This window comes from Prosthecobacter sp. (assembly GCF_044378005.1).
In the GTDB taxonomy this organism is placed as follows: domain Bacteria; phylum Verrucomicrobiota; class Verrucomicrobiia; order Verrucomicrobiales; family Verrucomicrobiaceae; genus Prosthecobacter.
The window spans coordinates 1-13929 of record NZ_JBILYB010000065.1; the positions used below are offsets into that span (position 1 = coordinate 1).

Consider the following 13929-nt stretch of genomic DNA (forward strand, 5'->3'; position numbering starts at 1 on the left):
TCCGAACTTCGCCAGCACCACCAGCCAGGTATGCACCGGCGTGGTGAAGAGCGTCTCGAAGGTGCCCATCTTCTTTTCCTCGGCAAAGAGGCGCATGGTCAGCAGGGGAAAGACGAAGAAATAGGAGAGCCAGAACCAGTTTGGCTGAAACATCCATTGCACGATGCTCCCCTCACTCGGCCCGCGCTCCAGAATCGAAAGCGCCGCGCGGAAGGAGTACCCGCTGAGCACCATCACCAGCGCCAGGACGATGTAGGCCACGGGCGAGACGAAGAACGCTCGCAGTTCTTTTTTGAGGAGGACCCAGAAGATGCGCATGTGAGGGGGGACGGTCGGGGGCAGAAAATCAGATCGAAGGCCGGTCATCATGGGGACTGGCCAGAGCAGCGTCAAGGAAGGATACGAAATCCACGGAAGTGGTTCAGGGCTTGCGCATGAAGTTAAGGCGGAAACAGGAGGCGAGGGGCAGCGTGCTGGCAGCCATCTATCCAGCCAGACTACCAGACACTGATACAGTGACGTGGCGGCAGATGTCACGCGATGGCCTGCATCCACGGCTGGAACTCGGGGGGCACGGGGGCTTCGAAGTTCATGGGCTGATTGTGGATGGGGTGATGGAGGCTGAGCTTCCAGGCGTGTAGCATGAGGCGGGAGACGTGGACGATCTGGCGCTTGGGATTGCCGTAGATGGGATCGCCGAGGATGGGGTGGCCGAGGCTCTCTCGCATGTGGACGCGGATCTGGTGGGTGCGGCCGGTGAGGAGCTTGCAGCGGATGAGGGCGCTGTTTTGATGAGTGGCGATGTGCTCCCACTCGGTGACGGCTTCTTTACCAGAACCGTCGTAGAGGATGGACATGCGCTTCCGATCGACGGGGTGTCTGCCGATCATGTTCTGGAGGCGTCCGCTCTTTTCTTTGGGCAGGCCGTTGATGGCGGCGAGGTAGATTTTGCTGAGGCGGCGCTCGGCGAAGGCCTCGGTGAGGCGGCGGTGGGCGATGTCGTTTTTGGCGACGACCATGCAGCCGGAGGTGTCTTTATCGAGGCGGTGGACGATGCCGGGGCGCATCTCTCCGCCGATGCCGCTGAGGTCGTCGCAGTGGTGGAGGAGGGCATTGACGAGGGTGCCGTCGGGATTGCCAGCAGCGGGGTGGACGACGAGGCCGGGGGCTTTGTTGAGAACGAGGATCTCTTTGTCCTCGAAGAGCACATCCAGCGGGATGTCCTGGGCGACGACGGAGACGGGGACGACTTCGGGGATGGTGAGGGTGATCTGGTCTCCGCGCTTGAGGGTGGCGCTGGCCTTGGCGGGGCGTCCGTTCAGGGTGACGTGCCCGTCCTTGATCAGGTCCTGGAGGCGGGCACGGGAGAGATCAGGAAAACGGGCGGTGAGGTGCTTGTCGAGTCGGGAGCCGGAGTCGGCGGCGTCAGAGAGGGTCCATTCCACGGTTCAAAGTCGATATTCGAATTAATTTAGCAAACTGTAATTTCTGGCATAAACAAAGCGTGAACAAACAAGCATCTGAACAGTCCAAAGCCGCCTCCTTCCTCGTAGCTCTCCCGGAGCCACCGCGTTTTCTTTTTCCTCCCCCCAGTGTTTCTCACTCCTGAACAGTCCTACCTAAGCACCTGTCCGGTCTGCCAAAATCAGATCGACGTCACCTCGCTGGAGCCTTTCACGAAGCTGAAATGCCCTTTCTGCGGCCAGTTGGTGCGGGTGCGGCGGAAGTTCGACCACTTCATGATCGTGAAGCAGATCGGCGAGGGGGGGATGAGCCGGGTGTTCGAGGCGGAGGATGAGACTCTGGGCAGGCGCGTGGCGCTGAAGATCCTGAATCAGCGTTACAGCCGGGACGAGGGGCGCATCGAGCAGTTCCGGCAGGAGGCGCTGATCACGGCGAATGTGAATCACCCGAACGTGATCAAGCTTTACTCCGTGGGGTATGACCAGGGTTACTTTTACATCGCCATGGAGCTGGTGGACGGGGGGAATCTGGAGCAGCGCATCCGCCGCGAGGGGCGGGTGAAGGAGGCAGATGCCCTGAAAATCGGTCTGGAAGTGGCCGAGGGGCTGCGTGCGGCGCAGCAGATGGGCCTGATCCATCGTGACGTGAAGCCGGCGAACATTCTTTTCACCGAGACGGGCACAGCCAAGGTCGTGGACTTCGGGCTGGCGATCTTTGTGGATCGCGGCGGCGACAATTCGGGTGAGATCTGGGCGACTCCTTATTATGTAGCGCCTGAGAAGGTGCTGGATAACCGCGAGGACTACCGGAGCGACATTTTCAGCTTGGGTGCGACGCTTTACCACGCGATGACGGGCAAGCCGCCGCACAAGGCGGACACGGACAGCATTGAGCAACTGCGGATGATCAAATGCCGCCGCGTGGCGCTGGAGGACAGTGGCGCGCGCTTTGCCCCTCGCACGGTCCATGCCATCAACCGGATGCTGGCCTTCCGCCCGCAGGAGCGCTGTGCAAACTACGATGAGACCGTGGATGAACTGCGGCTGGCAGAAGGGCTGCTTGGTCAGAGCTATGCGACGCGCTGGCGCCTGACCAGCCGACGGATGCGCTGGGGGATGACGGCGGCGGCGCTGCTGACGGTGGCCTTCGCCATTGGCTGGCTGCTGCAGTTTTCCGGGCAGCGGCAGGCGGCGGCCATCACTCAAAAGGTGGACACGAGCCGAAGCGATCTCACGGGTGATGGGGTGATGCTCCAGGCCAGCAATAAGGGAACGGTGGCGGAGCGCTTCATCGCCGCCCGCACCCTGATGCTGGAAAAGCGCAGGTTCGCGGAGGCACACAATCAGTTTGAGCGCCTGATCGGTGAGGATCTCCGGCAGCCGACGCTGAACTGGGCACGCATCAATGCGGCAATCAGCGCCATTATGCTGGGAAAGAAAGATAGCGCAGGCAGGCTGCTGAGTGCGCTGGCCAATGATACTGGCAGTGGTGCCAGCACGCTCGTGAGTTCTGAATTGGCGGACTTTTTCGGCACTCTTGGCAAGCGCTTTACGAAGATGCCGCCAAGTGTGGCGCTGGCGGATCTTGGCTACACCACTCACAGTGAGGCCATCATCGGTTATCTCATCCACGGACTGGCGGAGTGGCACTTCGGTGACGCGCGTCTCGGGGCGGCTTTGATGAGCCATTTCAAAACACATCTCAGTGATCTGAAAAGCACAGAGAGCCAGGTTTCGCTCGAATGGATCAGCCAGTGCGTGAACCTCGTCCAGCCACTTGAGAAGGAGATGGATTTGGTAGCAGGTCTGACAGCACCCAGAGCACCCAGAGCACCCGTCAGCACTGAAGAATGCCGTCAGACATTGGAATCCCTGCGCAGGCAGCGGGAGCAATTGCGCACCGCCTCAGGCATGCGGGCACTCATTGAAAAATGGGAATCACAAATCAAGCGCGAGCTAGCGCGCCTGACACTGGATCAAAAGCAGCAGCAACTGACCGTTCAGCATGCTCTCCGTCAGCGTGAACTCGCGCAGTGGAGTGAGATTCTGGCCACGTTTCCATCCTTGATCCATGGCTACGACTACACGCACATCACGAGCATGTTTAGGGACATGCGCTTCGAATCTCCCGAGGTACAGTCGGCCCTCGACGGTCAGCGTTATCTTTATTCCCAGGCCACGGCTTTCCTCAACCGGCTGTTTGGAGATCTTCAGACTCTGGGGGGCTACAACGGTCTGCTTTTGCGTCGCAGTGGGAGTGCAGTGCAGGGAAAGCTGAGTGCGGCGACAATGGAAACGGCCAGCATTTCCCTGGATCGAGGCATGATCAACCTGCCTCTTTGGGATATTGCTCCCCAGACTTTACTTGATGCCGCCCAAGGCTTCGCGGCGCTGACGACGGACAGTTCGAATTATTATGTCCGCCAGGAAGAGATCGCCGCCTTTGCCCGAGCGGCTGGTCTGCCCGATCTCTCCGCTACGGTAGCGGCTCAACTCATGGAGGAGAACCGCTCCTTCCGCCAACGCTGGCTCAAGGTAGCCCAGTAGAAGATAGGGCAGGAGCTGTTTTATTTCAGCTCGGCAAGCACGCGCTTAATGTCTGCCGCCTGCTCAGCGGTGGCGGCTTTTTTGTCCTGCCAGACGACTTTGCCGTCTTTGACGAGGAAGCATTGGCGGGTGGCGAGGTTGAGGAGGCCTTTGACCATGCGCTCGACCTTGAATGCATCGACGATCTTGCCTTCGGGATCAGCGATGAGGTCATAGGGCAGAGTGAAGTCAGCTTTGAACTTCTTCTGAGCGTCTGGTTTGTCGAAGGAGACGCCCAGAACCTGCACGCCTTCTTTGCTCAAGTCAGCAAAGGCATCTCGCAGTGAACAGGCCTGCTTCGTGCATCCAGGGGTGTTGGCCTTCGGGTAGAAGAAGACGACCGTGGGGCCTTTCTTGTACACATCAGCGAAGTTCACGCTGGCTCCGTCTTGATTGATGCCGGAGACAGCGGGGGCGGGGTAATCCACTTTTTCGCCCTGGCCTGCCTGAGCGTTGCTAAAGAGGCCGGCGAAGAGGGCGGTAAGGATACGCATGGTCATTTTCATGGGGTGGGGGATGGAGGGTGGTCTGGCTGGCACGAGGAGTATTCCGCATGACCGTGAACGCCAAACGCAGCGATGAGGTTCGTTCTGACATGGGAAACGGATGCTTCGAAGACAGACGAACCGGCGCAGGCCAGCTTTAGCGATTCGATCTCTTGTCTCCACCGCAGTCCTGTGCTCCATGGAATCTCATTCAAATGGCTGTCGATCTCACCTCCATCGCCCTCATTGCCGGGAACGGCCTTTATCCAGAGACCTTTGTGGCTGCTGCGCGTCGCGCAGGAGTGAAACGTCTTGTAGCGGTCGCCTTCGAGAATGAGACAAAGCCTGAACTAGCCCTCCTGGTCGATGCCATTACCTGGGTCAGAGTCGGGCAGCTCAGCAAGATGATTGCCTTTTTGAAAAAGGAAGGCGTGACGCAAACGGTGATGGTTGGACAGATTGCCCCGAAGAATCTCTTCGACCTGCGCCCCGACTTCCGCACACTGCTGATGCTCGCTCGTTTAAAGCGGCGCAATGCCGAGACGTTGTTCGGAGCCATTGGTGATGAACTTGCCAAAGATGGAATCACTCTGCTGCCTGCAACGACCTTTCTTGAACATCTCATGCCGGCCGTTGGGCATGTAGCCGGACCAACGATCAAACAACGTCGTTGGGACGATGCCGGATACGGCTTCAAAATCGCCAAGGAATCCAGTCGGCTCGACATCGGGCAGACAGTGGTGGTCAAGAACGGTACCGTCCTGGCGGTGGAGGCATTTGAAGGCACCAATGAAGCCGTCAAGCGTGGGGGGGCGCTTGGCCGCGGCGGTGCCACCATGGTTAAAGTCTCCAAGCCTGGTCAGGACATGCGCTTCGATGTGCCCGTCATCGGTCCCGACACGATTCGAAATGCAGCTGAATCCGGCGTGAATGTCATCGCCGTGGAAGCAGCCAAGACTCTTATTCTTGGCTTCGAAGAGCTTCATCAGGAGTGCCTCAGACAAAAAGTCAGTCTGATTGCCCTCGCATAAGCGAGAACATCTTTTTTCTAAAAAGTGTGGTTAAGCCTTGATTAAAGGGCACAAATTCAGAAAAAATGAGCGCTTCCCGCATCTGCGGGTCTTATTCCGTCCCACCTTACCAACCCCATATGTTACTGACCGCACTTAAAGTAAAACTTGCAGCCCTCGTTGCCGTCGCAGGCATCGATACTGCCGAGTTGCAGACCCCCAGCACTGAGCTTGTTTCCACTCTTCAAAAGCTGGCAGATGACCAGTCTGCTGCCCAGAAGGCCGTGCAGGACAAGACGAACGGGCCTGATGTTAACAAATCCTTCAATGATGCACTCGCCAAAATTAAAGAACTGGCCAGTAAAAATGACAAGGATGCCCAATACACATTGGCTCATTGGGGGGTGCTGAACAACAGTAACGTCAACGATATCATTGACCTGTATCGCAAGGCCTCCGCCCAGGGGCAGATTCTAGCCAAGGTCGAACTGGCGCAGGTATTGCTTCAGGCTTTCCCACAGGATCAGGAGCGCGTGAAAGAAGCCGTTCAATTGATTAAAGACAGCGAGGCTGGCGGAAACAAGCTTGGCCGCCGTCTTCTCGCCAATCTCTATCTCGCTGGCGCCCCAAATGTTGACATCCAGCAGAATGTGGAGACGGCCAAATCGCTCTTGGAAAAAGGTAGTACTCAAGGTGATGGCGAAGCTACTCTAGGCCTTAGCCAGCTTTATGCATCTGGGGTTCCTGGACTCGCCAAGGACGATCAGAAGTCTCTCGAATACCTTATTAAGGCTGCTGATCAGAAAAACGCTGTCGCCCTCAGCACCTATGCGGCGCGTCTCTTTGATGGCGATCCAACCACAGGCACCGGCAAGCCTCTCGTGCAGAAAGATCCAGCCAAGGCCATGAAGCTGTTCGAAGATGCTGCCAACAGCGGCTTCGCTGCGGCCAACCGCCTCCTCGGTGCGATCTATGAAAATGGACTGGGTGGAAACGCCAAAGATCTCAAGAAAGCCGTCGAATACTACACCAAGGCTGGTAACGGCAATGATGCCCAGGCTCTTTTCCGCCTCGGCAACTACTTCGAAGCTGGTCTTAACGCAGGGACCGCCGAAAAGCCTGAAGTGATTATCCAGCAGAACGCCAAGAGCGCCCTCGACCTTTATCGTCTCGCCGCTCAAAATGGCTCCGCTGAAGCCTTCTTCAATGTGGGTGTCTATTATGAAACAGGTACCGTGGTGGACAAGGACCTCACCAAAGCCTTCAGCTTCCTTCTCAAAGCTGCTACTTCCGGCATCCCACAGGCTCAGTTCCGCCTCGCTGGTCTCTATCAACAGGGTGGTGGTGTGACCCAGGACCCCATCGCTGCGCTTGCCTGGTTCCAGCGCGCTTCCGCAGGCAACTTCGCGCCTGCCCAGATTGCGCTTGGCCAGCTCTTGGAAACCGGTGCCGGCATTGGAGCCCCCGAATACGCTGGTGCAGCACTTCAGTATGAAGCCGCCGCAGAGCAGGGCGTGCCCCTCGCCATGCTTCGTCTTGCCAGCCTCAATGAGCGCGGCCTGACCAACATTAAAGAAAACAAAGCCAATCCAAACCTAGCCCGTGCGCTTGCTTATGCTGACCTCGCTGTCGATGCTTCCAACAGCGCAGAGATCGCCGTCAAGTATCGCGATGAGTTGAAGAAGAACATGAAGGCCGACGAAATCGCTGAAGCCAAGAAGATCTACGATCTCAAGAAGAAGCCTGCAGCCGCTGCTGAAACTCCCGCTGCCGCCGCTCCTGCCAGCAAGGGCAGCAACAAAGGTTCCACCAAAAAATCGAGTGGTAACTAATCGCTTAAAATGATGTAAAAACGGCTTGTCAAAACATTGAAGGCCGCTAGTCTCCGGCTCCCCAAACCAGGGGAGCCGGTTTTTTATTTTCCGGGGCATTAGCTCAGTTGGTAGAGCGCCTGCATGGCATGCAGGAGGTCAGCGGTTCGAACCCGCTATGCTCCACCAAACGGCATTCAATCAAGCCGTCTGGAAGTCTGGCAGGCACTGCATCATCCGCCTTTAAGGCTCTTGTTTGCATTCCCCCCTTTCGTGGCCGATAGACGCGCTCATTCATCCAACACCCGCATCAACGTGAGCGCCTCCCGCCTTCCAGAGCCGAAGAAACAATCCTCCCTCATCAGCCGTCTCAAGGATCGCCTGAAGAAAGTCATCGGCATCAGCAAAAAGCCTGTCAAAGCTGAAGCCACCCCCAAGGCAGCAGATCACCCTCATCTGCCTGCGAAGATTCATCCCCATTCACGCCAAGGTCGTGAGGAGCGTTCGCCGCGTGAAGAGCGCCCTCGCGATCATGCGCCGCGTGATGGAGCTCGTCCGCCGCGTCGCGAAGGTGAACGTGGTCCACGCCGAGAAGAAGGCGGAGAACGTGGTCCTCGACGTGAACGCGGTCCGCGCCGTGAGCATTCGGAGGAAAAGCGTCCGCCGATTCAGAACTACCAGCCACAGCCGCCACCACCAGCACCGCCCGTGCCTGAAGGTCCTTTCCCTGCGGCCTTTGAAGCTCTTGGCCTTTCGCCTGCCGTGCTCGCCGCCATTCGTGAATCTGGCTACGAGAATCCCACGGAGATCCAGCAGCGCGCCATCCCGATCATCATCGAGACCAAGGATGTCATCGGTGCCTCTCAGACTGGCACAGGCAAAACCGCCGCCTTTGCTCTGCCCACGCTTAGCCGTTTGGGTGCTCCTGGAAAATTCCGCTGTCTCGTGCTAGAGCCGACTCGCGAGCTGGCCCTTCAAGTCGTCGAACAGTTTGAAAAATACGGCAAGCACACCGGTCTGCGCGTGATCGCCGTTTATGGCGGTGTCGGTTATGACAAACAGCGCAGGGCACTGCAGGAAGGTGTCGATGTCGTTGTCGCCACTCCAGGCCGCCTGCTTGATTTCATGCAGGATGGCACCGCTGACATGGGCAGCCTCGAAGTGCTCGTGCTCGACGAAGTGGATCGCATGCTTGACATGGGCTTTCTTCCTGACGTGCGCCGCATCATTGATCGCACGCCCAAGAGCCGTCAGACACTATTCTTCTCGGCCACCATGCCGCAGCAGATCAAGAGCCTCGCTGACTTCGCTCTCAAAGATCCCGTCAGCGTCGAAGTCGGCATCCGCTTCTCTCCTGCGGAAACCGTCAGCCACTACATGTATCCTGTGGCGGGCGATCAGCGTGAGGAACTCCTCCTTGCCATTCTCAAGCAGACGCATTTCAGCAGCCTCATGATCTTCACCCGCACCAAGGCGCAGGCAGATCAGATCTATTCATCCCTCAAGCAGACCGGCGAATACAAAGTCGCCGTCATGCACTCCGACGTCAGCCAGAAGGAGCGTGAAAAGGCTCTCTCAGGCTTCCGGGATGGCGAGTTCGAAATCATTGTCGCCACTGACCTTGCTGCTCGCGGATTGGATGTCAGTGGCGTCACACACGTCATCAATGTCATGGTCCCCGAGAACTCCGAGGACTACGTACATCGCATCGGCCGCACTGGGCGCGCCAAAAAGGAAGGTGATGCATACACGCTCTTCTCCGCCGAAGAACTGCCCTACGTCGCCAGCATCGAGCGTCTCATCAATCAGAAGATCGAGCGTCGGAAACTCGAAGGATTCAGCTACAAGTACACCACCGTGCTTGATGAGGAAGACAAAGCCCGCGCCATCCTGCATGGTCGTAAAAAGAAGCGCCGGTAAACAACTTCGGGCAGGTTACTCACTCGCCAGCGATGGAGCGCCTTCGGGCAGCTTGATCGTCGGCTTTCCGCCGAGATAGCCGAGTGACGCGAGGAACTCATCCATCTTCTTCGCCGTGACCTGAATCCACGGTTCTCTGTTAAAGAAACCGTGTGGCATCTCCTTTGCCGTCCACATCTCCGCGCGCCGACCTAGCTCGCGGGCCAGTTTCACATACTCATCGCCACCAAGCTTGAGCTTGTCCGCAGTGCCAAAGAACAGAATCGCGGGTGGAGTATCCTTCGCGACAAAGCTGTTTGGCGTGATCGCCTCCGCCATCTCCAGCGTGAAGTCTTTCTGTTCACCTGTGACCCGCTCTTTGAAGAGTGTACTGATGTTCATCGCCGGATTGAAGAGCACGAGTGCATTCGGTTTGGCGGAGATCGACTTGTCATCTCCCTCCGCATCGTAGGCCGTCACCAGCGCGGTGCAGGCGGCGAGATGGCCTCCCGCCGATCCTCCACTGGCGATGATCTTCCCCGGATCGATCCCCAGTTCTGTCGCATGACCCCGCACCCAGCGGATGGCGCTCTTCGCGTCTTCCACCGACTTGTCTGGCAGCGTCTTGTGCTCATTCAGAATGCGATAATCAGCACACACAGCCACCAGCCCGCGTGTCGCCAGATATTCGGCCTGAGGCACGAACTGCTTGAAGGTTCCGCTCTTCCAACCGCCGCCGAAAAAGAAGACCACGCAGGGGCGCTGCACTGCCGCTTGAATTTCGCCAGAAGGAGAAAAGACATGGAGCTTCAGTTCGCCCTGCGGGGTGACTTTATATACCACCTCGTTCGTCTTCACGGCTTCCGTGGTGAGTTTGATCGTACCCTTCGGTGCTTTCGCCTTTTGGGCGAATGAGAGCAGGGGAGTCAGACAGAAAAGAAGACAGGCGATCAGTTTCATGGACTCCTTGGAACGCCAGTCCGAAGGCGAAGTTTCAATCGACTAGCGCCCCAAAGCCTCACGTGCTTGCTCGATAAATTCACGCACCATCGCCAGATCCTTCACGCCAGGCGAAGACTCCACTCCGCTGGCCACATCCACTGCCGCAGGATGTGTTTCCTCAATGGCTCGTCGCACATTCACCGGAGTCAGCCCACCGGAAAGGATTAGCCGCTTGTCGGGAAACATCTCCTTCGCCTGCAATGCGAGATCCCAGGGAAAAGTTTCCCCCGTCCCGCCATACAGTCCTGGATTGTAGGCATCGAGCAGGATGGTTTCGCATGGGTAATGACCGATGCGCGCGAGTGACTCCCGGTCACGCACCGCGAGAGCTTTGATCACGACTGCACCACGATCTTGAAGCGCGGCGACTTGTTCAGGTGTTTCATCCCCGTGTAGTTGCAGGATGTGGACCAATCGTTGGTCGATTAGTGTGTCGAGCGTCCGTTCATCGGCATTCACGAGCACAGCGACGAGCGTGGTCTGCTCACGCAGCGCTGGCACCCAGGCAGTATTTTCCAAAGGCAGGTAACGCTTCGATTTTGGCCAGAAATTGAGCCCAAGTGCATCGGCGCCGAGCGCTATGATCTGGCGTGCCTGCCCCTCCTGCGTGATGCCGCAGATCTTCACTGCTGGACCGGAATGATGAGTGTCAGGGAACACGGGGAAAGCTGGGCAGGTTGGGGTTGTTGGGCAAAAGTCCGGAGGTGAGTGTCAGTAGTAAATCGAGCTTCGGCGGATATGTGATCGTGCCGCGAAGTCGCACATTGCGCTGGATCGCCGAGAGCGCTCCGCCATCCTCAGCGCGGGCCAGGAAGATCACGGGAGGAGCCGTATGAATGCCCTGATGTGTCAAAGGATAGGCATGAGCGATGAGGCGATCGATCGTGATGCCGCTCAAGTCAGGCAATGGGACCGAAAAGATAAAAAGCTGGTAAGGACGAGAAAGCGCCAGTTCAAACGCTCGCTCAGCCGTCGGGCAGTCATCCACTTCACAGTGGCGAAACGAGGTCAGCGCTTCGCGGATCACCCGTCGGAATGGCAGGCTCTCCTCGGCGAGGAGGACGCGGGCAGGTCCGGGGTTGGAAGATGAAGTGCTCAATGTTGCCGAAGGTAGAACGAGTTTTCAACTCGTCCACTGGTGGGGCGGGTTTGAAACCCGCCAGCTATATTCCCCGCGTTGGAAACTTGGGACACCAGCTTACGACTTTCAAAGTCGTTCTACCTCAATAATAAGGCACCAGACCACCCTGCCAGATCGGCTTCAGATCGCCGATGGCGGCGTCGATGAGCGTGCTGCCACGCAGAGTGATGTTGAGGTATTTGTCATTGGTCGATTCACCGATGACGACGGCTCCGGCGGCTCTGGCAGCGGCGAGGTGCTCGGGGGCGACTTCGAGGAGGAGGCGTCCAGGCGTTTCGCCAAAGAGAAGCTCGGCGGTGGTGCAATCTTTGGCCGCAGGCAGATTTTCCAGTTCGACTTTGAGGCCGGCTTTGCCACTGAAGGCGAACTCGGCCAGAGCGACGGCGAGACCGCCTTCGCTGAGGTCGTGGCAGGAGAGCACGGCACCTTGCTTGATCAGCTCATGATACTTCTCGTAGCTGGCCCAGGCGGCGCTGTCGCTCCAGGTCGGGGCACCATCGATGCCTGCGCCCTTGGTGTATTTGGCGAAGACGCTGCCACGGAGACCGGGCGTGGTGTTGCCGATGACGCAGATCTTGCTACCCGAGCGGCGCAGCGAGGCACCGACGACGTGCTTGGCGTCTTCGATGATGCCGAAGCCGCTGACGAGCAAGGTGACGGGGATGGAGACGGGGCCGTCTTCGGTGATGAAGTAGTTGTAGAAGCTGTCCTTGCCGGACACGAACGGCGCACCATACGCGATGGCGGCTTCGGCCATGCCTTTCGTGCATTCCACGAGGGCTCCGAGTTCCTTCTCAGCGTCGGGATTGCCCATGCAGAAGTTGTCGAGGATGGCGATGCGCTGCGGGTTGGCTCCCATGGCGACGAGCTGACGCACACACTCATCGACACAGGCGCGGCCCATGGAGTGCGGATCGTTTTTGCCCCACTCAGGGAGCAAGGCACAGGCGAGAGCGACGAGTTGCTTCGAGCCATCGACCTTGATGACGCTGCCATCTTGTGGAGCATCGCCCGTCGCACCGGCGAGAGGTTTTAGCACCGTGTTGCCCTGCACTTCGTGGTCGTACTCGCGGATGATTGGCTCACGCGAAACGATGGCGAAGTCGGCGAGCAAGGTCTTGAGCACCTGCGTCCAGGATTCCGGACGAACGGCGACCTTCGGCGCGATGGCGGCAGGTTGACGCCAGTGGGCGCGCATCTCGCGACGTGGCGCGCCGTGGAGTTTATCGACAGGCAGATCGCAGACGATGCTGTCGTAATGGAAGACGCGGAGGCGCTTGTTGCCATCGGCTTTGGCGAGCACAAAGATCTCGCTCTGCCACTTGTCGGCGATGGCTTGGAGCGCTGGGAGATTGTGCTCATCGATGGACATGACCATGCGCTCCTGAGACTCGGAGATGAAGACCTGCCAACTTTCCAGGCCGGGCTCTTTCAGCGGGCAATGGTGGAGATAAACCTCGCCGCCGACCTCGCTGAGCATCTCGCCAGCCGCGCTGGAGAAGCCGCCCGCGCCGCAGTCGGTGATGAATTCGATCAAGCCTGCCTCACGAGCGGCGAGCACGAAGTCGGCGACCTTCTTTTCCTCGATGGGATTGCCGATCTGGACGGCGGTCTGGTCTTCTTCGTGGGAGTCGGTGGTGAGTTCGGCGGAGGAGAAAGTCGCACCTTTGAGGCCGTCTTTGCCCGTGCGACCGCCCGCCGCGATGAGGAGCTGGCCAGGCTTCACTTCCTTGGCGATGTCCTTGATCGGGATGATCCCGGCGGTGCCGCAGAAGACGAGGGGATTGTAAATGAAGGTGTCGTCGAACTGGATCGCGCCATTCACCGTGGGAATGCCCATGCGGTTGCCGTAATCACGCACGCCACGGACCACGCCACGCATGATGCCGAGCGGATGGATCACGTCTTTGGCCTTCAGATCTTCCTGCTTGGTGTCCGGTGGGCCGAAGCAGAAGACGTCGATGGAGGCGACGGGCTTGGAGCCTTTGCCTGCGCCGAGGATGTCGCGGATCACGCCGCCGAGGCCGGTATTGGCTCCGGCGTAGGGTTCGATGGCGCTGGGGTGATTGTGCGTTTCGACTTTGAGGCACACGGCCTTGTCGTCATCGAGCTTAACGAAGCCCGCGTTATCGACGAAGGCGCTGAGCACGAAGTCGGGCTTGTCGGCCATGATCTTCTCCGTGACGGCGCGGATGTAGGTCTTGAAAAGGCTGTCCACCACTTCCTGCTCGCCATTGAGCGTGTGATAGATCTTCGCATTAAAAATGCGGTGCTTGCAGTGCTCTGACCAGGTCTGGGCGATGACCTCCAGCTCGACATCTGTCGGGTCGCGGCCTTCGTCATTGAAGATCTGCTGCACGACCAGCATGTCGGCTTTGGAGAGCGAGAGCTTCATCTTCTTCGAGAGATCGAGAAGCTGGTCAGCAAGGAGTTCGCGGACAGGGATGGTGCGGAAAACGGCGCGGTCAGACATGGAGACTCTGCTTTTGAAGAGTATCGGCAAGGCGTCAACCGGGAGGTTCAACAGACCGC

General features: G+C 58.4%; 11 protein-coding genes and 1 tRNA gene. 5 read left to right on the forward strand and 7 right to left on the reverse strand.

What is annotated here, in order from left to right:
- Window positions 1–318: ABC transporter permease (locus AC6FTP_RS13860; protein WP_497207509.1), on the reverse strand; the 318-nt coding region annotated here is incomplete at its 3' end.
- Between the two features lie 215 nt (window positions 319–533).
- The gene (locus AC6FTP_RS13865) at window positions 534–1445 is read right to left on the reverse strand and encodes an RluA family pseudouridine synthase (protein ID WP_497207510.1); all 912 of its coding nucleotides are present in this window, start codon (window positions 1443–1445) and stop codon (window positions 534–536) included.
- 147 nt (window positions 1446–1592) lie between these two features.
- Here AC6FTP_RS13865 and AC6FTP_RS13870 point away from each other — a divergent pair, with 147 nt between their 5' ends.
- Window positions 1593–4010 (forward strand): protein kinase domain-containing protein, encoded by a 2418-nt coding sequence (locus AC6FTP_RS13870; RefSeq protein WP_497207511.1) that lies wholly within the window; start codon window positions 1593–1595, stop codon window positions 4008–4010.
- 20 nt (window positions 4011–4030) lie between these two features.
- Here AC6FTP_RS13870 and AC6FTP_RS13875 read toward each other — a convergent pair whose 3' ends face one another.
- Window positions 4031–4555 carry a peroxiredoxin gene (locus AC6FTP_RS13875; protein WP_497207512.1) on the reverse strand — a complete coding sequence of 175 codons (525 nt, stop codon included), beginning with the start codon at window positions 4553–4555 and terminating at the stop codon, window positions 4031–4033.
- Window positions 4556–4749: 194 nt separating this feature from the next.
- Between AC6FTP_RS13875 and AC6FTP_RS13880 the strand changes: the two genes are divergently transcribed.
- The 4 genes from AC6FTP_RS13880 to AC6FTP_RS13895 all read left to right on the forward strand — a co-directional run bounded on the left by AC6FTP_RS13880 (window position 4750) and on the right by AC6FTP_RS13895 (window position 9275).
- Window positions 4750–5565 carry an LpxI family protein gene (locus AC6FTP_RS13880; RefSeq protein ID WP_497207513.1) on the forward strand — a complete coding sequence of 272 codons (816 nt, stop codon included), beginning with the start codon at window positions 4750–4752 and terminating at the stop codon, window positions 5563–5565.
- 119 nt (window positions 5566–5684) lie between these two features.
- Entirely contained in the window at window positions 5685–7376 is a 1692-nt protein-coding gene (locus AC6FTP_RS13885; RefSeq protein WP_497207514.1) for a tetratricopeptide repeat protein, read from the forward strand.
- A gap of 92 nt (window positions 7377–7468) precedes the next feature.
- Window positions 7469–7544, forward strand: a tRNA-Ala gene (locus AC6FTP_RS13890).
- Between the two features lie 126 nt (window positions 7545–7670).
- Complete coding sequence (locus AC6FTP_RS13895) at window positions 7671–9275, forward strand: DEAD/DEAH box helicase (protein WP_497207515.1); 1605 nt, start codon at window positions 7671–7673, stop codon at window positions 9273–9275.
- Between the two features lie 15 nt (window positions 9276–9290).
- Here the strand turns inward: AC6FTP_RS13895 and AC6FTP_RS13900 are convergent, their stop codons facing one another.
- The 4 genes from AC6FTP_RS13900 to purL form a co-directional block, all read right to left on the reverse strand.
- On the reverse strand, window positions 9291–10214 hold the full coding sequence (locus AC6FTP_RS13900) for an alpha/beta hydrolase (protein ID WP_497207516.1): 924 nt from the start codon (window positions 10212–10214) through the stop codon (window positions 9291–9293).
- A 42-nt stretch (window positions 10215–10256) separates the two neighbouring features.
- Window positions 10257–10916, reverse strand: coding sequence for a phosphoribosylanthranilate isomerase (locus tag AC6FTP_RS13905; protein WP_497207517.1), 660 nt, complete (start codon window positions 10914–10916; stop codon window positions 10257–10259).
- A complete protein-coding gene (locus tag AC6FTP_RS13910; protein ID WP_497207518.1) occupies window positions 10906–11283 on the reverse strand; it encodes a response regulator in 378 nt (125 codons plus the stop codon). The genes AC6FTP_RS13905 and AC6FTP_RS13910 overlap by 11 nt, the downstream gene beginning before the upstream one ends.
- Window positions 11284–11479: 196 nt before the next feature.
- On the reverse strand, window positions 11480–13870 hold the full coding sequence (gene purL, locus AC6FTP_RS13915) for a phosphoribosylformylglycinamidine synthase subunit PurL (protein WP_497207519.1): 2391 nt from the start codon (window positions 13868–13870) through the stop codon (window positions 11480–11482).
- Window positions 13871–13929: the final 59 nt, after the last annotated feature.

Excerpts from the sequence above, each read along its gene's own strand:
- AC6FTP_RS13875 (WP_497207512.1), bottom strand. The coding sequence starts at position 4,555 with ATGAAAATGACCATGCGTATCCTTACCGCCCTCTTCGCCGGCCTCTTT.
- AC6FTP_RS13880 (WP_497207513.1), top strand. The coding sequence starts at position 4,750 with ATGGCTGTCGATCTCACCTCCATCGCCCTCATTGCCGGGAACGGCCTT.
- AC6FTP_RS13885 (WP_497207514.1), top strand. The coding sequence starts at position 5,685 with ATGTTACTGACCGCACTTAAAGTAAAACTTGCAGCCCTCGTTGCCGTC.
- AC6FTP_RS13900 (WP_497207516.1), bottom strand. The coding sequence starts at position 10,214 with ATGAAACTGATCGCCTGTCTTCTTTTCTGTCTGACTCCCCTGCTCTCA.
- purL (WP_497207519.1), bottom strand. The coding sequence starts at position 13,870 with ATGTCTGACCGCGCCGTTTTCCGCACCATCCCTGTCCGCGAACTCCTT.